This window comes from Paenibacillus sp. YN15 (assembly GCF_003285005.1).
GTDB lineage: Bacteria > Bacillota > Bacilli > Paenibacillales > NBRC-103111 > Paenibacillus_AR.
Window position 1 is genome coordinate 186,599 of sequence record NZ_QMFA01000001.1, and the last position, 22,136, is coordinate 208,734.

A 22,136-nucleotide genomic window follows, 5' to 3' on the forward strand; every position below is an offset into this window, starting at 1 on the left:
GGCTCCGGCCCAGCCTTTTTCACTCTATTGGAGGACCCTCCGCATAAGGCAGCCGGATCAGCACCTCTGTACCCTGCTGCTCCCGGGAGGAGAGGGCAATGCCGTACTGCGCTCCGAAGAACAGCCGGATGCGCTGATTTACATTGGGAATACCAAGATGGGCTTTCTCCTGAATATCCGCTTCCTGCATAAGCGAATTCAGCTTATGCACCTTCTGCGGGCTCATGCCCACCCCGAAATCCTTCACCTTAATCTCCAGATTCTCCCCGTTCCGCCGTGCGGATATGTGGATGCGTCCCTTATCCTCCAGCGGCTTGATGCCATGGTAGATGGCATTCTCCAGCACGGGCTGCAGCATAATTCTGATCACCAGGCAGCTTCTCACCTCATCGGCAATGTCCCACTCCACCTCGAACTTGTTTTGATACCGGTGCTTCTGAAGCTCCAGATAAGTGCGGATATGCTTCAGCTCCTTCTCCAGCGGAACCAGAACGTCGGCATGCTCCAACGAATACCGCAGCATGGCCGCCAATTGGGTGATCATGGTGGAGGTTTCGTTTTTGCCCCCGGTCAGCCGCATGGCCGACCAGTTGATGGTATCCAGGGTATTATGCAAAAAGTGGGGGTTGATTTGGGATTGGAGTGCGATGGATTGGGCCTTTTTCAGCATGGCAATCCGCTCCGCCAGCTGCTCGCCGGCGGATTCGCTTTCCTTAAGCGCCTTCTGGATGGTATGGAGGATAAAGGCCTCCTCATCCTTTTGCAGGGCAGGGTTCTCCTCGGCAAGGGGAACAAAGCCTCCCACAACGCCCAGGATTTTGCGGACGGGCCGGTAAATCCGCCGGGAGATCAGGATGGCGATAACCACTGTTGCCAGAAGCCAGACTGCAAGAATGAGCAGCATCCACCCTTGAAGAGAGCGGACACTTTGATGGTACATGGATTTGGAGACTTGGAGAATGTACTGCCAATCCGTGTAACGCACCGGCTCCTTGTAATAAATGGCGCTGCCGGACTCCACATAGGAACGGCTTCCCTCCAGCCCGGCCAAAACGGATGGGGGAATAACCGGCGGACCGTCTTTCCAGATATCCGCCAGCACCTTGCTGCGGGCGTCCACCAACAGCAGTGCAGTGTCGTTGGCCTCCCGCTGCCCGGCAAACTGCCTGGAGAATTTCTCGAAGTTGATGTTAAACACAATCACGCCCTGATTGTCATTCAAGGTTCCCAAAGCCTTATAAATGGACAGCATGGGAATGGGCTGATTCTGGTTGTTCAAGCCCGTCCGGAAAGTGCACCAGAATCGGCTGGGGATGGTGTTGGACTGATATTCCTCCATCCAGCTATGATCGAAAAAAGCGTTATAGTCGCTTTCGCCATAATTGGAGATCAGCATGCCGCTTTTGTTGGAATAAATGTAGATGCTGTCCAGATAATCCTTTATGCTCATTTGAGAGGCAATCGATTTGAAAATCGCATTCCGGTCGTAGTAGACCTCCTCCCCTTTTTTGCGCAGCAGAAACAGCTCAATATCCGAATCATTGCTCAAATAATGGGATTGGACCATATAGTCGGCAATCATGGCTTCGGTCAGACCCTTGTAGCTCTGAACGGACTTGTAGCTGTAGGAAACGATTTCGCTTTTGATAAAGGCGGAAAAGGAGAGGGCGGCCACACCCGCCACCAGCACAATGGGAAGCACGATGAGGACAGAGAGCAGCGCCAGATTGCGGAAGAAAATAGTGCCGAAGCCCCGCTCCTTCAGCCGCCGCATAATCCCGGCCAAACCCGGGATCATGGCTTGCCGCCTTCCGGTCCCTGCCCGGCCAGGAGCCGTGAACGGTAGGCATGGGGCGTATACCCTGTATAGTTTTTGAAGGTTTTGGAGAAATAACGCTCGCTTTTGTAGCCCACCATGTGACTGACCTCATATACCTTATACCGGGGATTTCTCAGCAGCCCCATGGCCCATTCCATCTTGTAGCGGATCATAAAATCAATCAAATTCTCACCGGTTCTGGCCTTGAACATCCGGCTGAAATAATACGGGCTCAGATAGAAGCGGTCCGCCAGCTCCTCCAGGGAGAGGGTCTCGGTAATATGCTCTGCAATATACTGCCGGGCCTGCTCGATTACGTCCGGCTCCGCGGGAGCGTCTTCTTCAGCCCGGGCGGCCAGATTCGCCAGGAGAGCGGGAATCCCGTTGAAAAGGCGCGGCTCTTGAAGGGAGAAGCGCCGGTCAGGAAAAGTCCGGGTCAGGTAAGCGGCAAGCCGGCTGCCCCAGGCTTTCACATGCTGCAGCAGCTCCTCGGCCGGGATATTGTCCAAACCCAAACCCGCAATGAGAACCAGCCTGCCGTCCGGCGCACTGAAGCGGCAATCCATCACAGAGCATGCTGCCCCGCCGTCAAAGCTGTTGCAGGCCTGGAGAAAGCCGCTGTCCGCCGTGAAAGGATTTTCCGCATGCAAAGGCATGTCCTCCTCCATGAGAAGCTCCGCGCGGAAGCAGACGCATTGATCAAAGCGGAGCCCCGGATAAACCACATCGAATAAGCTCTTCAATTCCTCCTGTTTTTCCACGGACCCCGCAAGCAGCCGGGCAAAAAAATGATCCTTGACCGCACTGAGCCTGCTCTCCATCAGACTGGCGCCGGCTTGAGCCTGGAGGGACCGGCGCTCCTTATCCAGCAGCTCCCGCAGCTTCTTCAAAGCGGCCGTCAGCTCGTCCAGATCAATCGGCTTCAAAATATAGTCCTGAACCTTGAATTTAATGGCGGACATGGCCAAATTCAATTCCTGAAAGCCGCTGATCAGCAGCACCTTGGTTGGCAGCCCGCGTTCGGAGATGTACCGGGCTACCTCCATGCCGGAGACAAAGGTCATTTTGATATCGGTGAGCACCACGTCAACGGCGTTATCCTCCAGAAAGGCAATCACCTCGCGTCCGTCTGCGAACGTTCCGGCGATCTCGAAGCCCAGCCTCTGCCAGTTGACGATATCCTTAAGCCCGCTGCGGATGATCTCCTCATCATCGGCAATGATCAATTTGTACATTCCGCACACCTCTTAGAAGCAAGAATAGGATGAGAAAACGCTTTCCTAAGTCGCCATCATTATAGCATAACAACTGCGTTCCGTGCCGCCTCTCTCCGCAGAGCGCAAATTTCTGCCCCTAAATAGCAAAATGGTGGCGGGTCATAGGCCATGCAGCCGGCCTCATCTGCGGAAATGGGCAAGATAACGCCCCTAAAACGCAATTTGGTGTCCTTGATGAAAAAGACTGAAAACGATTACAATTAGGGACATAACGATCAAACAAACAGATACCTGAAGGAGAGAACATTGTGCAATGGAGAACACCAAAGCTAGAAAAATGCTGACGAGCCGGAAACTCGACAATCTCCAGTTTCTGATCCTGGCGCTGCCCGCCGTGGGGCTTTTATTCATCTTTTCCTATATCCCCATGGGGGGCATCATTATTGCCTTTGAGAAATTCAATGTGTTGAAGGGAATTTGGGGAAGCCCCTGGATCGGGCTGAAAAATTTCGAATTCTTCTTCAAGTCCTCGGATGCTTGGCGAACCATCCGCAACACCCTGGGCTTGAACTTTCTGTTCATGGCCGCAGGGCTTCTGGGCAGCATTTCCTTTGCCATGATGTGCTTTTATATCCGCAGCAGGAAGGCCGTCAAGGTATATCAGACAGTTACGCTGATTCCCAGCTTTTTGTCCATGGTTATCGTCGGGTACCTGTTCTATTCCTTGCTGAAGCCCTCGGGGGGGATTGTCAATCAGGTGATAGAAACCCTGGGCGGCAATCCGGTAAACTGGTATTCGGAACCCCGGTATTGGCCCATTATTCTCCTGATTGCTGTTCTGTGGCATGGAGTTGGGCAAGGCAGCCTGTTTTACTTCGCCAGTCTGATGGGAATCGACACGGATTATTTTGAGGCGGCTTCGCTGGACGGGGCTACCCGTTGGCAGCAGTTCCGCTATATTATTCTGCCTTTCCTGGTTCCCTTGATTGTGATTATCCAGACCTTGAACATCGGCAAAATCTTCCGTTCCGACTTTGGGCTATTCTTCCACGTAACGCAGGATTCCGGGGCGCTGTATGCCACGACGGATGTAATTGATACGTATATCTACCGCTCCCTGATCCAAATCGGCGATATCGGCATGTCCGCTGCGGTAGGCCTGTTCCAGTCTGCCGTGGGTTTTGTTCTGATCCTGCTGACTAACTATATCGTGCGCCGGATTGATCCGGACAGCGCACTGTTCTAGAGGTGCCACATGACCAATAAAAAGAAACCGCAAATGCTGCTCCATGCAGCGGGGCTGATCTACTGCCTGCTTTGCCTGATTCCCTTTGTCATCGTTTTATCCGCTTCCCTGACCAAGCCCATCGATTTGAGCACCTACGGGTACAGCCTGTTTCCCCGGGAAGTGGATTTTAACGCCTACAAGACGATTTTTCAGCATCCGGAGGTCATATTGCGCGCTTATGGCGTGACCATTCTGATCACCGTATCCACGGTCATTCTGGGCCTGCTGTTTATGGCCTGCGCCGCCTATACCCTGTCCCGGCACAATTGCCTCTTCCGCCGCCCCCTGTCCTTTTACTTCTTTTTTACCATGCTTTTTTCCGGGGGTCTGGTGCCAAGCTACATCTGGACGACCCAGGGGCTGCATTTGAAGAATACGATATTCGTGCTTATCATTCCCAGTCTGATTCACGTCTTTCATGTGATCATGATCCGCACCTTTATGCAGCGGCTGCCGGATTCTCTGTTTGAGTCGGCCAAGATCGACGGGGCCTCCGAGTTCCGCATCTGCTTCCAGATCGCGCTGCCCCTGTCTGTTCCGGTACTGTCCACGGTGGCATTCTTCAATGCCATGGACAAATGGAATGACTGGAGTACGCCCTTGTATTACATTGATGATAAAAACCTGTATCCGCTGCAGTATTTGCTGTACACCATCCAGAAGAATATTCAAGTGCTGCTCAGCCAGATGGAGCTCCTGTCCTCAGGCACAAGCAGTCTCAATCCGGCGGAAATGCCCGGAGAAAACCTGTTAATGGCTATGGCCGTGGTGGCAATCGGCCCCATGCTGGTGATTTTCCCCTATTTTCAAAAATACTTTGTGCAGGGGCTCACTGTAGGGGCTGTCAAGGGATAGATGTTGTGTTGCCGCACCAATAAATGAAAAGGGTGGTTGGGATGAGCATGAAACAAACCAAATCAAGCTGTCTTCTGTTGGCGGCGACAGCCGCAATGGCAGTGGGGATAACAGCCTGCCAGAGCAAGGAAACCAAAAGCCAGGAGCCTCTGGTGACGGTCAATTGGGTTACATTGGGGGATGACCAGGCCAATGCGGCGCCGGTGTATGCCCGGGTCAACGAACTGCTTAAAGAGAAATACAACCTGCAGCTGAAGTTTGAGACGTATCCGGCCGGGACCTATGACGAAAAAATGAATATGAAGATTAATTCGGGGGAGGACTTTGATCTCTGCTTTACGACGCAGAACTGGCTGAACAAGTATCCGGTCCAGGTGGCCAAAGGAGCCTTTCTGGCTTTGGATGCTTATCTGGAGAAGTATCCGGCTCTCACCAAGGCGCTGCCCGATTTTCTGTTTGAGCAGGCCCGGCTGAACGGCAGCATCTACGCCATTCCCAATTACCAGATCAGCTATTCCTCCTGGGGGTTCTTTTTCCGTCAGGATATCGTGGAGGAGATGAAGCAGAAGGGGATCAGCTGGGACTACACCAAGGTGAGGAAGCATTGGGATGCGGAGCCCTATTGGAAATATGTGAAGGAGAATCACCCGGAGCTGATTCCGGCGGACGGCAATTTTTATAATTTTGACTACGACTTGGGGACTGTGTTTATCAATGCGGAGCAAAATACCATGTTCAACAAGAATGATCCGCAGCATAAGCTGTTCCAAACTGCCCTGCTGGATAAAGCCAAGCAGATGGAATGGGGAGTGGGGGAGTACCATTCCGGGATCAACAAGCGGCAGATGTGGGAGAAGGGCTACTTCCGCAAGGATATCGCCACGGTGAAGGATGAATCGGCGGACAAGGCATCGGGGCGCTTCGCTTCGGCCATGGGTGTAGTCAAGCCCGGAGGTCTGGCGGAGGTGGAGAAGCAGTATGGCAATGTAAAGATGGTGCAGGTGCCTATCCAGAAGCCCTTCATCGAAGCCACAGGCGCCCGCTCGGCCATGACGGCGGTGAATGCCCGCTCCAAACACCCGGAGCAAGCTCTGAAAATGCTGGAGATCATGAATACGGACAAAGAGATTTTCAATCTCCTCAACTTCGGTATCGAAGGGCAAAATTATGAGCTGGTCAACGGCAAGGTGAAGAAAACCGAGAACTCGGGATATTTTTATAACAGTGCCTGGGCCTTGGCCAACCAGTTCAACGCGCTGCTTCAGACCGATCAGGTGGACGGCATCTGGGAGGAGACGGATAGGCTTAACCGGGAGGCGGAGATTACGCCGATTCTGGGCTATTCCTTCAATACGGAGCCGGTTACGACGGAAATTGCCGCCGTTTCCTCCATCCGCAAGGAGTTTTCCAAGTGGATGTACGAAGGCGACTTCGAGGCGAAGTATGACCAATACTATGCCAAAATGAAGAAGCCCGGTGAAACGGTGCTGGCGGAAGCGCAGAAGCAATTGGACCAGTGGTTTGCAGCCAACGGCAAGAAGTAACCGGGAGAGGAGATCTGAAGCATGTTAATCGGAAAAGGCTGCAAGCTGGTGATGGTCGGAGATTCCGTAACGGATGCGGACCGCAAAAGGCCTGTGGGCGAAGGGCGCGGGGATGATATGGGCCGAAGCTATGTTGCGCTGGTGAACGCCTTGCTGACGGCAGCTTGTCCGCAAGAGCGGATACGGGTTGTGAATATGGGGATCGCGGGAGACACCTCCCGCTCCCTGCTGGCAAGGTTTCAGACGGATGTGCTGGCCCTGGAGCCTGACTGGCTTACCATTATGATCGGGGTCAATGATGTTTGGCGGCAGTTCGACGCACCTCTGCAGCCGGAAATCCATGTCTACCCCGACGAATATGAAGCCAATCTGGTCCGCCTGATGGAATTATGCCGGGGCCGGGTAAAGCAGACCGTGCTGTTTACGCCGGTATTTATGGAAAAAAACCGCCAGGATGAGATGAGGGAGATGCTTGATTCCTACAGCTCCATTGTCAGAAAGACCGCCTCCCGTTACGGAGCGCTGCTGGTGGATGCGCAGGCGGCCTATGACGAGGCGCTTGGCCATATGCACCCCATGAACATCGCCTGGGACAGGGTGCATCCCAATATGACGGGACATATGCTGATCGCCCGGGCATTTCTCAAATCGGTGGGCTTTGTATGGTAAGGCGGGCGGATGAAAAAGTGAAGCCTGTGTTCCGGACGGACCATGTCCGTCTGCAAGCCAAGTATGATGAGGCGGTTGCCGGGCTGTACGGCAACTGCCGTCTGGTGCACGGCTACGGGAAGCCGGTTCTGATCGAGGGTGGGGCTTATCCGGGAATCTGGCTGGAATGCGGGCCGCTGGAGAGCACTGTCTTCGCCTTATACGAGCCGGAGCTGGCCATCCAGAGCCATGAGGTATTCTTCCGGCTGCAGCATGAGGACGGCTATATTCCGTGCACCGTATTGGCAGACCGCCATCTGACGGGTCAAATCCAGATGGTGGTTCCCATTGCCGCCACTGCCCTTGAGACGGCTGTGGGCACGGGAGACCGCGCCTTTCTGCAGCGGGCTTACCGGTCATGCGTCCGCTGGGATTCCTGGCTGTCCCGTTACCGGGATACGGGAGGCGCCGGACTGTGCGAGGCGTTCTGCGAATGGGATACGGGACATGACAACAGTCCCCGGTTCCGGGGGCTGCCCCGGGACTGTCCCTCCGGGGATGCCCGGCGCTGCCCCGAGGCGAAGGGGCTTCCCTACCTTGCCCCGGATCTGTCCGCCTCGGTTTACGGCGGCCGGAAGGCGCTGTCCCGGATGGCCGGGCTGCTGGGGCTGCCGGAGGAGGCGGCCCGTTGGGAGCAGCTGGCACAACAGACACGCGCGGCTATTCTGAAGCATTGCTATGATCCCGGGACCGCCTCCTTTTATGATGTGGACAGCAGCGGGCGTTTTGTGGAGATCTTGGGGGATGTGCTGACCCGTGTCCTGGGAGAGGGAGTGGCGGATCAGGACATGTTCGAGGAAATATTCCAGCGGCATCTGCTGAATCCGCAGGAGTTTTGGACCCCGTATCCGTTTCCTTCCATATCCGTAAGCGATCCGGCCTTTGACCGGGCGCTGCCCGATAATTCCTGGGGCGGGGCCGCCCAGGCCTTGACGGCCCTGCGGGCCCCCCGCTGGATGGAGGCATACGGCAAGTTTGCCCATCTGGCCCATTTGATGAAGCAATGGCTTACTGCCCTTACAGCGGCCCCCGGCTTCAGGCAGCAGCTTAATCCGTGGACGGGGGAATTTTCCACGACGGAGCATTATTCTCCTTCCATGTGTCTGATGCTGGATTTCGTCTCCCGGCTGTACGGCGTCCGGTTGGCGGAGGACCGGCTGGAATGGAACTGCCGTTGTCCCGAAGGCGCCGCTTGGTCCCGGTATGGGCTGCCGACGCCTGAAGGCTGGGCGGAATTGACGGTAGACAAAGCGGCAGCCAGCCTGCGCCTGAACGGCCGGCTGCTGCTGACGGTGCACGGCGAATGCCGCATCACCACCGATTTGGAAGGGAGGTGGCTGGATGCCATAGGCACCCATTTATCGGCCACCGCAGTGCAGGTCATCGCGCCGGAAGGTCTCCGCCGGGAATTGAAGCTGAGCCCCAATACGGTCTATCACCAATGGGCGTAAATCGATCATGAAAGGTGGGATAAAATGATATTTCCAAAAAAGCTGCCGGCTCTTGTGGCGCTTGTTCTGCTTTTTTCCGTTCTGATGCCGGTCCGCGTGCTCCATGCCGGTAGTGGAGAAGAGGAGGGCCAGGGAACGGGGATTCCGGCGGAAAGCTATTATTACTGGTCCTTTGAAGAGGGGGCAGCCGCCGGTTCTCCCGGAATTAATCCGTGGAAAGGGGAAGCGCTGGTTCCTTGGGAGGGCTACTACAGCACCTCTCTTGCTGTAACCGGTTATGGGGAGCCGCCTGCCGGAGCCCATGGGGAACGGGCTCTCCGAATGGGCAAAACCCGGGCCGAGTCCACCATGGGCATCAGCATCAGCGATCCTGCGGCAGTGGAGCTGGCCCGTATTCCGGGCCATGTGGTGACGGCCCGGGTGTATGTGCAGCCGGATTATGCAGCGGAGTCGGGCGTGCTGATGCAGGAGCTGAACCTGCGGGACTGGAGCGCTACCGGCTCTGCGGCGGGGGAGCGGTACGCGGTGAAGAGCCTGCTGGAAATCCGGCCGGGATGGAATACGCTTCGCTACCAGGTGCCGGAGGGCAAAGCCGACGCCTGGCCTCTGGGCCGGATTACTCTCAATGCCGCCGTTCTGTCCAATGCAGTATCGGCCGCGCAGATTTATCCCCATTTGGACAGCCAGGCCATTGCCGACTTGCTTCTCCTGCTGCGAAATGACCTGAGCTTTACCTTTTATGTGGATTCGATCTATATTGGCCCGGCCGCATATGAGCCGCAGCAGGCCGATGAGGCCCCTGTCCACTTCCGGAGCGACGGGCTGAATTATACCTCTCCGGCCCCCGGGGAGGAGCAGGAGGATTTGCCCGGTCCGGCCGCAAATCCCCATCTGGTGTATGTGTCCGGGTCCGCTGCAAGCAATGCGGCGGCGGACGGAAGTGAGGCCAATCCCTACCGTACGGTTGGAGCGGCAATAAGGGCGGCCTCGTCGGGGGCGAAAATTATGGTGGGGCCGGGAACCTACCGGGAAACCATCCGCCCCAAGGACAGACAGACCATTGAAGGAGCCTCCGGGGTGAAGCCGGTCATAAGCGGCCTGGATGTGGTGGAGGACTGGACGCAGGAGCAGGATAGCGGGCTGTATGCGGCTGCTATGGATTGGAGTATGGATACGACGTACCAGACAACCGGCACAAAAGCAACCGGCGGCGGCAATCAGGTGTTCATCGACGGGCAAATGGCCTATGAAGCCCGGTGGCCCAACGCCGGCGCAGCCGCTCCGCCGGAGGAAGGGGGCTTGTTCCAGTTCCGCCGGGCCGTATTTGATACCGTGAGTATGAATTACGAGGCCAAAACCGCCACCGTCAAGGACAGCGAATTGGCCGGGCTGAACGGGACCAGCCTGGCGGGGGCCGCCATGTGGTACATTTCCGGCCAGAAGTGGAGCTCCCGGCCTGCAACCGTGTTGGACCAGACCGGCCAGACCATGACCATCAGCCTGAACGGAGGGGCGGCCAATGCCTCCGAGCAGTATTACCATCCCCGGCCGGGCAACGAATATATTCTGTACGGCCTGAAGGCTTTTCTGGATACGGAGGAGGAGTGGTATTGGGATAAGGTAGAGCGCAAGCTGTATCTGAAGACCGCTCCGGAAGGCAGGCTTATCGAGTCGAAACGGCGGGACACAGCCGTGGATCTGTCCGGCACCACCGGGGTGACGTCAGCGATGCCGCTACGCAGGACGCCGTAATAGACGGAATCCGGGCGGAATATGTGAACCAGGCGGCCAATTTCGATAACGGCTACGTGTACGATAACGCCAATAACGGGATTTTGCTTGCAGGCAGAAACAATATTCTGCAGAATTCCGAGCTGGCGTACGCTTCGGGCGGACTGGTAACGCTGCAAGGAGAGAACAACCGGTTAATCAACAACTACATTCATGACGCGGATTATACGGGAGGATGGGTGTCGGCCGTCAATCTGGCCGGAACCGGCCATGTTGCCGCCTATAACACCATCACCCGGGCGGGCCGGGATTTGGTCAATCTGCGCCAGACCAAGGCAGGGCTGATCGAGCACAATGATATCTCTTATGCCGGGGAGCTTTGCGAGGACCTGGGCATGCTGTATACCTATTCGGCAGACGGGGCGGGAACGGAAATCCGCTATAACCGGATTCATGACTCGGATATTGCCAACGGCATTTATCTGGACAATAACAGCTCCAATTTTGTGGTGCACCACAATGTGGCCTATAATCTGAAGGCCCGCTCCGGCTTGAAGAACAATGCCTACAGCTCGTTCAACCTGTTCTTCAACAATACCAATTATAATGAAGCGTCCATGAATATGATCGCCCTGGCCGATTATCCCTTGACTGCCTATGGAACCCGGTATTACAACAATATCCTGGGCAACAGCTACAGCACCGCCTCCGATATTGCCTGGAGCTCCAATATCGTAATGGGCAGCAATCAGGCAGACTCCATTTTCCGCAATCCCGGGGAAGGGGATTTCCGGCTGAAGGAGGGGACGGCCACCTAGTACGGCGCCGCTTCGGGCAAGCTGCTGGAGGGCATTAACGAAGCCGGTTATATCGGAGCGTATGCATACGATCCTGCAACAGGGGCGATTGTCAATGATTTTGCAACGGGGCATAACTTCGCTGCTCCTCCCGCGGAAGCCGCTTATGCGCTGACGCAGACGCCTTACAAGAATGCAGTAGCCGACGGCGGCTTTGACCGCTCCACTGCTTCCGACAACTATACCTTGGGTGAGCCGTGGACCGTGTATGGCAGCGGGCCGGTCCGCGTGAAGCGGGATTCCGCCTACTATGTCCGCAATGACGGCTTCGGCGTCCATCTGGCGGGTGCCGGAACCGGAATCAAGCAGACGCTGGGCGATCTCAAGCCGGACACGGACTACATCCTGACCGCCAGGGTGCAGAGCGCTCCCGAAGCCGGCACCGCGGCCTCCCTGAACGGAGGGCGGGCCAGAATCGGCGTCACCGTCAGCGGAGTGACCTACAGCGCCGAGGCCGAAAGCGCCAAGCTGGTTGTCCGCGCCAACACGGCTGCCCAGATGCCCGAGTGGGTATTGGTCAGCATCCCTTTTCATACGGGAGGGGAGACGGCGGCGGAGGTTTTTGCGGAGACGGTGCGGCAGGCCGCCAATGTGGATCATATCGCTGTAACCCTTCCTCTGGCGGAAGGGGATGCCAGGGCTTTGCTGGGCGGGGCCATCATGGAAGCGGAGGGGGCGCTTCAGTCGTCTCCCGGTATGCCGCAGGCCATAGCGGACGGTTTCCGCCAGACGATTGATGCCTCATGGACCGTCTGGGATGATTCCGCGGCAACCCCCGCCGGGCTGGAGGCCCAACGGGAGCTGCTGGAGGATGCCCTTGAGGTATTCACCCTGAGAAAAGCGCTGCTGGCTGCTCTGGAGTCGGCAAAGCAGTTAAGCGGAGAAATGATATTCGACGGGGAGGACTATCATTATCCGCCGTCGGCCAAACCCCCGCTGGATGCGGTAATTGCCGCCAACCAGCTGGTATTGGAGGACAGCCTGGCGGCGCCAGGGGAGCTTTCCGCAGCGGCTGAAGCGGTGGAGGCGGCAAAGCTTGCCCTTTACAACACAATCGTATTGCCCCCCATCTCGATCTACGCTGCGGCCGATATGCAGCAGATGCTGTTCTCGGGTGAAGGCTGGTCGCGCAAGGGCTTGGCCGGAGACTACCTGATGGACGGGGAGGGCTTTATGCACTTCCGCTCCAGCACCGGGGAGGGCAATAACCAATGGTCCAAGGGAGCCACCTTCTACAGCCTCTCCCGGATTGGCAATGAGAGATTTGCATTGGAGATGGATTATCAGCCTGCGCAGGGAGACTGGCCGGCATTTGTGCTGCGGGCCCAGGTTGCCCAGGAATCCGTCTTCGGCGATAACCAAAGCGAATATCTGGTTGTGTTCCGGGCGCAAGGCGTTGAGCTGCAAAAGTGGATCAACGGCGCGGAGGATGTTTCCTTCCGGCTGGTGTTCCCTGGGGGAGCCATTGCGCCGGGGCTGAACAGCGTGCAATTGGGTGCGGCCGATGTGGAGCAGAACGGAGAATTTGCGGGTGTCCGGCTGTTCTTTTATGTCAACGGCACACGGGTTTTTGATCTTGTGGACCGGACTGCAAGCGCTGTGCAGGGAGACGGCTATTTCGGCCTGGCTCTTTATCCCCCCGCCCAAACGCTGAAGCTCCGGGCGGTGGCGCCCGAATAACAGCTTTGCTTGAAGCCGTTCCCTCATTTGGGAGCGGCTTTTTGCGTGTATGGGGGACGTTTTCGGAAAAATCATACAGCCCCACGGTACAAAAATGCCGGAAGCAAACTGGCGCAAGAGGCTATAAACCCGCCAATATAGAGGGGGGGGATAGGCATTCAATGAAAGGAAAGGGAGGATGATTTCATAATGGGAAAACCAGTTCGCAAAAGGTTGGCGGCAGCACTCAGCTTTTTGATTCTGGCAAGCGCTTACAATTTTTCCGTTCCACAGGCTTCCGCCGTGGCGGCAGTCCCGGTCATCGTACAGGCCGCACCGGAGAATGTGCAGCCTGACAGTACAGTCCAATTGATCGGGGAAGGTTTGGAGGGCAGTATAGTGGGAATCCGGCGGCTGGAGGACGGAAATGCCGGCGTCAATACTGCCGCCCAGTTGGCATCTCCCAAGACTGAGCAGAACCTTGCAGCAGGACCGGATATTTATTTGACGCCGCTGTTTACGGATTCTGTCAGCGCTTCGGCTGTGATTCCGGCAGGGCTGGAGTATGGGCAATATGCCCTGTATGCGCAAAACCCGGACGGTGCCGTCAGCGCGCCGGTATTTGTAAACAAGACCGATGTTTTCTACGTGTATCCCAATGTATTGAACCTGGCCAAGTCCCGGGAGGTAACGGTGATCGGACTCAATCTGACCCGGAACAACGGAAGCCTTGCCGCAGACAGCCGGGTTTGGCTGCGGAATAAGGCCACCTCCGCCATTGCCGAAGCGGCAGTAGCCTCCGCTACCCCCTATGAGGTGGTGTTCCATGTGCCGGAAACGGCGACGGCAGGCCAATATGACGAGGTTTGGGTGCATAACGGCCATGGCGGCGAATACGGCTGGAGCAAGGCGGACATCAGCCTGGTGAATGTGCCCGGACCTGCCGGCATCTTCGATGTCACGGCTTACGGCGCGGTCGCGGATGACGGAGCGGATGATACGCAAGCCATCCAAGGGGCCATCGATGCGGCAGCGGCTGCAGGCGGCGGGACGGTCCGTTTGCCTGCCGGCACTTTCCATCTGGACAAGGAGCAGGCGCCCCCCGCTCCGGGTCTGGTAAAGCTGATTCCGGAGGCCACCTTTGGCGGAACCCCCTCTTACGGCACGGACCGGGAATATTTCCGGGCCTTCGATTCCAACAGCGCCACCTTCTACGACTATAACGGCACAGGCTCCGGCCATGTGGGCATCGATTTGGGGGAAGGCGGAGCCCAGACGGTAACGGCCATCCGCTATTTCCCGCGGCCTTCCACCAATGCGACGATTGACGTGGACATGATCGGAGGCAAATTCCAGGGCTCCAACGACGGTGTTGCGTATACCGATCTCTACACCATTCCGGCAAAGCCTTCTTTTAGCGGAAATGTGGTGACGGTCAGCAATCCGGCTGCCTTCCGCTACTTGCGGTATATGCCCGCCGAAGGCAAAAAAGGGTATATTGCCGAGCTTGAATTTTTCACCGGGACGGCCTCCGGTTCTCTGGTTGTTGGCCCCAAGCCTGAAGCGGGCTTGCAGAAGCTGACCCTTAAGGCCGGTGTTGCCCTGAAGGGGGCAGGGACGGAGAATACCGTCCTGAAGTATCTGGACACAGGCCCTGTAGGCGGCAAGGACAGCGGGGAAGGCCCGGAGATGATTACCATTGCAGGCTCCGATTCGGGCATCGAGGACATGCGGATCGAAGGCAGCGCCAGCGTGGACAGAGGCATCGTGCTGAAGGAAGCGCTCCATGATGTGACCATCCGCAATATTGAGCTGCGGACCTGGTATCCCGGTTTGGCGAAAAAGGCCATGTTCGGCGGTATCTGGGGGGACGGCGGCAATGCCGGCTTCAGCCGGATCGCCATTCTGGACAGCGTGATTGAATCAGGCGGAGCCATCACCCTGAACAAGATGTCCAACAGCCGGATTTCCGGCAACACCTTCCTGGGCAAAAGCTGGACCCCGGCCAGCTTCGGCAATTCCTACCAGAACCTGTTTACGGACAACCGGATTGACGGCCGGGACGACAACGGCAAACGCGGCGGCACCCGTGGCTTCAACTTTAATCTGCACCCCCGGTGGGGCAGCTTTAAGCCTACGGCAATGAATTATATCGCCCGCAACGATACCCAGTATATCGGCAATGAAACCTCTCCCACCAACGACGGCGAAATTCTGCTGTTCGACGCGCTGGTGGATGTGGATGCGGATTTTACCGGAGACGGCAACAAAATCCTTCATTACGGCAACGTCTACGCGGCTGATGCTTCCTCCGCCAGCGTCAAGGGCATGAAGTGGGACGCCAATGTGCTGAAGGACGAGTATGCGCTGATTGTGGAGGGCAAGGGGCTGGGCCAATACCGCCGGATCACCGGCAATACCGCGGATACGATTACGGTGGACCGGAGCTGGACCATTGTGCCGGATGCCACGTCCCGCGTGGCGATCAGCCGGTTTTTCTACAAGAATATTGTGACGGACAATACCGCTTCCAACAATAAGGGCAATGACATGCGGATGTATGGGCAGGCCCTGGGCAACATCTTCGACAACAACCGCTCCGAGCTGGGCAGCGGCGGTTCTCCCACGGCAGGCAACGGGGGAACGGTGATCAACAGCTTTGACCGGAACCTGACTACCTTTCACCCGTCCTATTACAATGTGATCAAAAATTCCACCGGCTCCCGGGCATACATTGCCTTTGGCGGCGGACTGCGGATTGACTCGCCCCGCTCCGTGGCGGCAATGGGCAATGTGATTGCGGACAACAGTGTCCGGTCCCTGTATATAGAGTCGGGGGGCTATAGCTTTTTCCCGGCGCCCAAGGGGAATATCCGGTATAACGTGATGGAGCATAATACGGCCCAGACCCAGCTGAAGCTGGACAGTCCCGTGGCGGCCAACACTATCGTGCGGGATAACAGCCTGCCCGGAGATACGCCGGAAAATCGCTACTACGACTTCGGCACAGGCACGGTTATCATCGAAAACGGCGCCCGCATGACTGTCCAACGGCCAACGCCGCCTGCGCCGCCGGAGATTCCCGGAGACGGGCCTATGCCCAATCCGCCGGGCAACAAGATGGTGCTGCAAGAGGGGATGAACGGATATGACGGAGCGGCGGATGCCAGCCTCATGTCCCACTGGCAGGGAGTCGGCAACAATAACGGCGCTTACGGGGAGTTTGAGATGGCCCGGTACAACGGCACCGGCACGGACGACAAGTATGCCCTGGTCCGCTTTGACCTGTCGCAGATTCCGGCGGACCGGACCATCACCGGAGCTTTTATTGAGCTGTACCATACCCAAACCCGGTCCTCCTCGGAAAATTTCAAAACGGTGGATGTGCACCGGATCACCAGTCCCTGGGAGGAGGGGAACGGGTACGGCGGCGGCACCAGCATTGACGGAAACGCCGTGGGCACTGTAGTGGACGGGGAAGTGATCACCGGTGTCAGCCTGAATACGAAGCCCGATTGGGAGACCGGTCCGGAAACGGCCCTGGACCATGTGGTCACCTCCTATGTGCCGGGCAGATGGTATCACTTCGATGTGACGGCAGCGGCCCAGGAATGGATCGCGCACCCTGAGCTGAACTTCGGGGTGGTGCTGATGGAGGATGTCCCTTCCACGGCCAACGGGACCAGAACCTTCGCTTCGTCCCAGTATTCCAGCGTTGCCCTCCGTCCCAAGATTACCGTCTTCTACTCCGGCGATCCCATCGCCTTGCCGCCGGATTCGGTTCCTCCGGGAGATGTATCGGAGCCCACTGTTTCCAACGGGGATGGGAGAGCCCTGCTTACCTGGAAGGACGCCGCGGATTCCGACATTGTGAAGGTGCGGATTTACAACGGAACGGAAATAGCTGCGGAAGCGGAGCGCGGGGCGCAGAAGGCGGAGGTGGCCGGGCTGGTGAACGGGCAGCCGGTTGAGCTTCGGCTGGTCAACATGGACGGCTCCGGCAACGAATCTCCCGGTGTGACGGTGCAGGTCTGGCCGCGGACGGACCGGTCCGTCTTCTGGAAGGGCATCAATCTCAACGGGGAGGCAGTGGAGATTGAAGGCCAAAGCTGGCAGTCCTACAATGCGGCCAAGGCGGAAGGCTTCACGGCGGCGACGGGAGCCGGAGCAGCGCCGACAGCGGGGAAAACCGCCAATTTCCCGCTGCCTTTCCTGGATGACTACGACTTGACGCATATGATGAACACGAACCTGAGCGCCTCGAAGCAAACCCTGAAGCTGGAGCAGACGGTAACCGATGGCACTTACCGGGTATACCTCTGGTTTATGGAGCCCTCCGCCGACCGCAACCGCTCCTTCCATATCAATGTGGAGGGCAGCCGGGCAGCCACCATGGTTGGCAGCGAGCTGCGGAACCATACGGTAAGGTATGGCCCGTATGACACTTTTGTCAAAGACGGCAAGCTGACAGTGGAGCTGCTGAATGTGAAGGGGGACCCGATGCTCCAGGGCATCGAGATCTACAAGGATTATTACTCCGCGGTCACACTGAAGGATTTGCGGGTGGGGGAGACGACGGTCACCGGCTTCGTATACGAGCCGGGCGACTATACGGTATTCCTGCCTTATGGTACTGTGGCGGCGCCGGAAGTGACGGCGGAAGCCTTCGATCCTTCCGCGGCGGTCACTGTGACTCAGGCGGTATATGCTCCGGGCACGGCGGTGGTTACCGTTGTGTCTGCTGACCAGGCGCAATCCGTTCAGTATCAGATTTTCTTCCGATGGGAAGAGCCCGGCGGCAATGCGGATTTGCAGCGGCTGATGGCGGGCGGGTCCACAGTGCCGGATTTTTCGCCGGAGGTAACGGTCTATAATGTTGCGCTTCCCTACGGCACTCCCGCCGCTCCCCAGGTCACGGCTGTGCCGTTGGACCAGCGGTCACAGGTGGATATCGTGCAAGCCGATGGGCCAGGCGGTACAGCCATCGTGACTGTCACAGCCCACGGCGGTGCAGTGAAGGTTTATGAGATCCGCTTCTATCTGGAGGCTCCTCCCACTCCGTCACCCAATCCCGGTGACACCGGCAATACCGATAATACCGGCTATAACGGCAGTACCGGCAGCATCAGCCATGAGCTGGGAACCGTTGCAGCATCCGGTGATACTACTGTACTGACAGTATCATCTGCGAAGCTCAACAGTCTTGTCGGCACTGGGGAACAAGACATTGTCATCGATGTAAGCACTATGGGGCAAACCTCTGCCAAGGCAGTGGACATTCCGGCGAAAGCCTTGTCCGAGCTGCAAAAGGCGGGCAAAGCATTGGTAATTCAATCCGGCGACGCGCGTCTTTTGCTGCCCCCCGGCTCGTTCCAGCTGGACGGAATTACGGACAATATCCGCGTGGTCATTGCCAACAACGGTGAGGCTAAGGGAACGCAGGCCGGACTGGCAGCGCTCAGCCCTATGTTCAGCTTCTCCGTTAAAGCAGGAGACCGGGATGTGAAGCTGGATCAGCCGTTAGAGGCAACGGTCAAGCTTCGGGAAACAAGCGATTGGCGCAAGGCAGGCATATACGCGTACAACATAACCAACGGAAAGTGGGAGTACGCAGGCGGCAAGGTCAACAAGGAGAAAACGATGATTGCCTTCAAGATCACAGAATCGGCCCAGGCGTCCTATGCGGCTTTTGTCTACAACCGGAGCTTTGCCGATGTTCCCGCGGCCCATTGGGCAAAGGACATCATCCAGGTAATGGCGGCGAGACATATGCTGGACGGTGTAACGGAGACGGATTTCTCCCCGGAGGCAAATGTGACACGGGCGGAATTTGCAGCTATGGCAGTACGGCTGCTGGGCTCGCCGACAATGGTTTATACCGGAGGTTATGCGGATGTGGACCCAGGCGCCTGGTACGCAAACATCATCGCCGCATCCGTTCGGGAGGGCATTCTGGAGGGATCGGCGGAAGGCATTCGTCCGTTGGATCAAATTACCCGCCAGGAGATGGCAGTTATTGTAATGAGAGTATACAAGAAGATAGCGAATTCCCCCAACGGCAGTCAGGCTGGCGGCATCCCATTTGCGGATAATGGGGAGATTGCCTCTTGGGCCAGAGATGCGGTGGCCGAAGCGCAGCGGACCGGATTGATCAACGGCCAGCCGGGCAACCGGTTTGCGCCGCTGGATACTGCCACCAGAGCGGAAGCAGCCGCGGTCATTTACCGGCTGCTGGATAAGAGCGAAGGACAATAAGAAAATTCAATTCAAACATTGAAGGAAAGAAGCAACATGGCCTGTGCCGGGTTGCTTCTTTCCTTATTCCCGGCCGACTATCCGTCTTTTTGGGTACAAATGCTCAAAAATCACACAGCCCTCCCGCACAATTGTCGAACATCAAGACTGTTCCGCACCCTGCAGCCGGTGGACAATAAAGAAAAGGCAGCACGGCCGGCCCAGCGCCGGCGACTACTTAAGCATATCGGGGGAGCAGACATGGGAAATATCCGCATCGAAGGACGGACCATCCAGATTGACGGCAGAGAGATTGTTTTGCGTTCCGGGGAAATCCACTATTTCCGCATATACCGGAACCGCTGGAAGCATATGCTGGCCAAAGCCCGGGCCAATCATCTGAATACGATAGCTACCTATATTCCCTGGGATTTTCACGAGCCGAAGGAGGGTGTCTATGATTTTACCGGACAGACGCTTCCGGAGCGGGATCTGGTCTCATTCTTGAATTTGGCCTCCGCCATGGGGCTGTATGTCATTGCCAAGCCGGGTCCCTTCGTCAATGCGGAATATGTGGATGGGGGGCATCCGCGGTGGATGTACAAGCAATATCCGGAAGCCGTGAGCGCCAAGGCGGACGGCAGCCCCGCTTTCTGGGTGGGTCAGGGCAACCATGTGCCCCAGCAGCTGGGAGACCGGTTCCTGGAGCTGGCGGAGCGCTGGTATGCGCAGGTTATTCCCCTCTTGGCGCAGTTCTCCATCGATAAGGGCGGTCCGGTGATCCTGCATCAGCCGGATAATGAAATGAACCTGCTTTTTACCGGCCTTGATCCCGACGGATCGTTATTCGACCGCAAGGTGCTGGGCGGGGAGAATGAGCCGGGGCTGTTCCAGCAGAGCCTTCTGGAGCGGTTCGGCAGTCTGGAGGCGTTGAACCGGCGTTACGGGACGGCTTGCGCCAGCCTCTCCGGGATTCATCCCAAGCTGCAGGGCGCCGACGCGGAGGGCAGGAAGCGCCTTTATCTGGACTGGATGCGGTTCCGCATGGAATATGTGTACCGGTATGCCGCTCTTTTGGCCGGCTGGACCCGGAAGTACGGACTTCGGATTCCCAATACCTATAATGAACCCATTAACGGCTTTTTCCGCGGTCCCGGCAACCACGCGGCATTCGCCTCCTATATGAAGGAGCACGGAGAGGAGGTTCTCACCACCTGCCACTCCTACCTGAAATATGGCTACCATATGGACGCCAACGGCCTGCCCAAAACCGTCTTCCGGCTGGAGGCGTTGAAGATGCAGGCGCCGGACCGCCCGGCTATTGCCATTGAGGTGGGAGCCGGCTGGATGACCCTGGACCAGGTGCCCAACCATCTGAATTACCCGGTCCATCTCCGGACGCTGCTGGGGCATGGCATGGACGGGTACAACTACTTTATCTTCGCGTCGGGGGAGAAGGGCTTCAGCCGGACGTATGTGACCGATGCCTATGATCTGTTCGCCGATCCGGTATCCGCTTCCGGCGAGGAGCATACCGTCTACCGGATGACGGGGGAGTTCAACCGTTTTGCCGCCCGGTGGGAGCGGGAGCTGGCCGGTACGGCCAAAGCCTATGACGCGGTCATTGGTCTGTCGCCGGAGCTTTATCTATTGGCTCAATATGCAGGCGACGAGCTTGCCGTATTCGAGGACCATTCCTCCGGCGCCTCCGCGCTGTCGGCCAACCGCTCCAAGCAGGTGGTGGACAGCATCGAGGCGCTTGCCAAAATGCTGACCATGAGCAATATCCAGTTTGCCTTGATGGATCTGGAGGCGCCCAACCGGGAGTCGGGCTTTCCCGAGCTCCTGATTGTGCCCAACGACGGAACCTTGTCCGAGGAAGCCATGCAGTACCTTATGCGTCACGGGGAAAAGGGAGGACGGGTGGTCTTTTATCCGGAGGTTCCCGTCCGGACGCCGGATGGGCGGGACCTTTCCCTTTTGGCTGCGGCAACCGGCTTCCGCCTCCGGCGGGAGATTCCCCGTTTCGGGCTCCGTGCGGGGGATATTGGCCGCCGCTTCATGCAGATGAAGGAGCTGGACGGCATTCCCGCGGATCAGCTGCATACATTGGAGCTGCCTCCTGAGGGACGCTGCCTCATCAGCTATGAGGGAGAAGCGGCCGGATACCTGCATCCCTTCGGCAGCGGGCAGGCGCTGGTGCTGGGATTCGCCCCGCAGTTTACGGGCATGGACAATGTGGAATCGTTGAAGCTGCTGCTGCTTCCTTTGCTGGCGGAAGGCCGGGCGGTATGCGCGGAGCAAGACCGCTACCATACGGCGGTCCGGGGCAAGGAAGGCTTCCAACTGGTCACAGCCGTCAATATGACCGGCTGCGAGGGAAATGACCGCATCCGGCTCAGGCTGCCGGAGGGAGGGCAGCTGGAATTTCCCAAACGGTCGCGGCTTTATATCGCTCCCCTTACGGCGCGCATGATGCCCGTTAAGGTTCGTTTGCCCTACGCCGAGCTGGTTTACTGCACCAGCGAACTGGTGCCGCTGGATGACGGCTATACCCTGTGGGAGGCAACCGGCACGCCGGGAAGCAGCGGCGAAATCGCCTTTGACCGGCCTGTCCGTCTTTTGGCGGACGGCTGCCTTGTCCCCGTTACTGTGCAGGAAGGGCTGCATATCGGTGTTTACTCCCATGGCTTGGAGCCGGTTTCCCTGCGGGTGGAGGCGGCTGGTACGGATCGGGACTGCATGATATAATCGGTTCACATTAACCGGATGG

The 22,136-nt window shown here is 57.5% G+C and carries 12 protein-coding genes; 10 read left to right on the top strand and 2 right to left on the bottom strand.

Going from position 1 to position 22,136, the window contains the following annotated elements:
- Positions 1–19: 19 nt before the first annotated feature.
- Both DQG13_RS00660 and DQG13_RS00665 read right to left on the bottom strand, forming a co-directional pair.
- Positions 20–1,798, bottom strand: coding sequence for a sensor histidine kinase (locus tag DQG13_RS00660; RefSeq protein ID WP_113017438.1), 1,779 nt, complete (start codon positions 1,796–1,798; stop codon positions 20–22).
- On the bottom strand, positions 1,795–3,054 hold the full coding sequence (locus DQG13_RS00665) for a response regulator (protein ID WP_113017439.1): 1,260 nt from the start codon (positions 3,052–3,054) through the stop codon (positions 1,795–1,797). Before DQG13_RS00665 ends, DQG13_RS00660 begins: the two co-directional genes overlap by 4 nt.
- A 295-nt stretch (positions 3,055–3,349) precedes the next feature.
- Between DQG13_RS00665 and DQG13_RS00670 the strand changes: the two genes are divergently transcribed.
- The 10 genes from DQG13_RS00670 to DQG13_RS00715 all read left to right on the top strand — a co-directional run bounded on the left by DQG13_RS00670 (position 3,350) and on the right by DQG13_RS00715 (position 22,114).
- Positions 3,350–4,282 carry an ABC transporter permease gene (locus tag DQG13_RS00670; RefSeq protein ID WP_258525391.1) on the top strand — a complete coding sequence of 311 codons (933 nt, stop codon included), beginning with the start codon at positions 3,350–3,352 and terminating at the stop codon, positions 4,280–4,282.
- A 9-nt stretch (positions 4,283–4,291) separates the two neighbouring features.
- A complete protein-coding gene (locus DQG13_RS00675) occupies positions 4,292–5,179 on the top strand; it encodes a carbohydrate ABC transporter permease (protein WP_113017440.1) in 888 nt (295 codons plus the stop codon).
- A gap of 47 nt (positions 5,180–5,226) precedes the next feature.
- Positions 5,227–6,723: an ABC transporter substrate-binding protein gene (locus DQG13_RS00680; protein ID WP_181592487.1), complete on the top strand. Its 1,497-nt coding sequence runs from the start codon at positions 5,227–5,229 to the stop codon at positions 6,721–6,723.
- A 21-nt stretch (positions 6,724–6,744) separates the two neighbouring features.
- The gene (locus tag DQG13_RS00685; protein WP_113017442.1) at positions 6,745–7,392 is read left to right on the top strand and encodes an SGNH/GDSL hydrolase family protein; all 648 of its coding nucleotides are present in this window, start codon (positions 6,745–6,747) and stop codon (positions 7,390–7,392) included.
- Positions 7,386–8,882, top strand: a complete 1,497-nt coding sequence (locus tag DQG13_RS00690; RefSeq protein WP_181592488.1) for an MGH1-like glycoside hydrolase domain-containing protein — start codon at positions 7,386–7,388, stop codon at positions 8,880–8,882. Before DQG13_RS00685 ends, DQG13_RS00690 begins: the two co-directional genes overlap by 7 nt.
- A 24-nt stretch (positions 8,883–8,906) precedes the next feature.
- A complete protein-coding gene (locus DQG13_RS00695) occupies positions 8,907–10,634 on the top strand; it encodes a DUF1565 domain-containing protein (protein ID WP_113017443.1) in 1,728 nt (575 codons plus the stop codon).
- 23 nt (positions 10,635–10,657) lie between these two features.
- A complete protein-coding gene (locus tag DQG13_RS00700; protein ID WP_181592489.1) occupies positions 10,658–11,431 on the top strand; it encodes a right-handed parallel beta-helix repeat-containing protein in 774 nt (257 codons plus the stop codon).
- Between the two features lie 267 nt (positions 11,432–11,698).
- Positions 11,699–13,150: a hypothetical protein gene (locus DQG13_RS00705; RefSeq protein ID WP_146767071.1), complete on the top strand. Its 1,452-nt coding sequence runs from the start codon at positions 11,699–11,701 to the stop codon at positions 13,148–13,150.
- A 189-nt stretch (positions 13,151–13,339) separates the two neighbouring features.
- Positions 13,340–19,384, top strand: a complete 6,045-nt coding sequence (locus tag DQG13_RS00710) for an S-layer homology domain-containing protein (RefSeq protein WP_113017446.1) — start codon at positions 13,340–13,342, stop codon at positions 19,382–19,384.
- Positions 19,385–19,624: 240 nt separating this feature from the next.
- Positions 19,625–22,114, top strand: coding sequence for a beta-galactosidase (locus DQG13_RS00715; protein WP_181592490.1), 2,490 nt, complete (start codon positions 19,625–19,627; stop codon positions 22,112–22,114).
- Positions 22,115–22,136: the final 22 nt, after the last annotated feature.

What these genes read in the sequence shown, in the direction of transcription:
- DQG13_RS00675 (WP_113017440.1), top strand. Translation starts at nt 4,292, where the DNA reads ATGACCAATAAAAAGAAACCGCAAATGCTGCTCCATGCAGCGGGGCTG.
- DQG13_RS00670 (WP_258525391.1), top strand. Translation starts at nt 3,350, where the DNA reads ATGGAGAACACCAAAGCTAGAAAAATGCTGACGAGCCGGAAACTCGAC.
- DQG13_RS00665 (WP_113017439.1), bottom strand. Translation starts at nt 3,054, where the DNA reads ATGTACAAATTGATCATTGCCGATGATGAGGAGATCATCCGCAGCGGG.
- DQG13_RS00660 (WP_113017438.1), bottom strand. Translation starts at nt 1,798, where the DNA reads ATGATCCCGGGTTTGGCCGGGATTATGCGGCGGCTGAAGGAGCGGGGC.
- DQG13_RS00695 (WP_113017443.1), top strand. Translation starts at nt 8,907, where the DNA reads ATGATATTTCCAAAAAAGCTGCCGGCTCTTGTGGCGCTTGTTCTGCTT.
- DQG13_RS00680 (WP_181592487.1), top strand. Translation starts at nt 5,227, where the DNA reads ATGAAACAAACCAAATCAAGCTGTCTTCTGTTGGCGGCGACAGCCGCA.
- DQG13_RS00715 (WP_181592490.1), top strand. Translation starts at nt 19,625, where the DNA reads ATGGGAAATATCCGCATCGAAGGACGGACCATCCAGATTGACGGCAGA.
- DQG13_RS00690 (WP_181592488.1), top strand. Translation starts at nt 7,386, where the DNA reads ATGGTAAGGCGGGCGGATGAAAAAGTGAAGCCTGTGTTCCGGACGGAC.
- DQG13_RS00685 (WP_113017442.1), top strand. Translation starts at nt 6,745, where the DNA reads ATGTTAATCGGAAAAGGCTGCAAGCTGGTGATGGTCGGAGATTCCGTA.
- DQG13_RS00710 (WP_113017446.1), top strand. Translation starts at nt 13,340, where the DNA reads ATGGGAAAACCAGTTCGCAAAAGGTTGGCGGCAGCACTCAGCTTTTTG.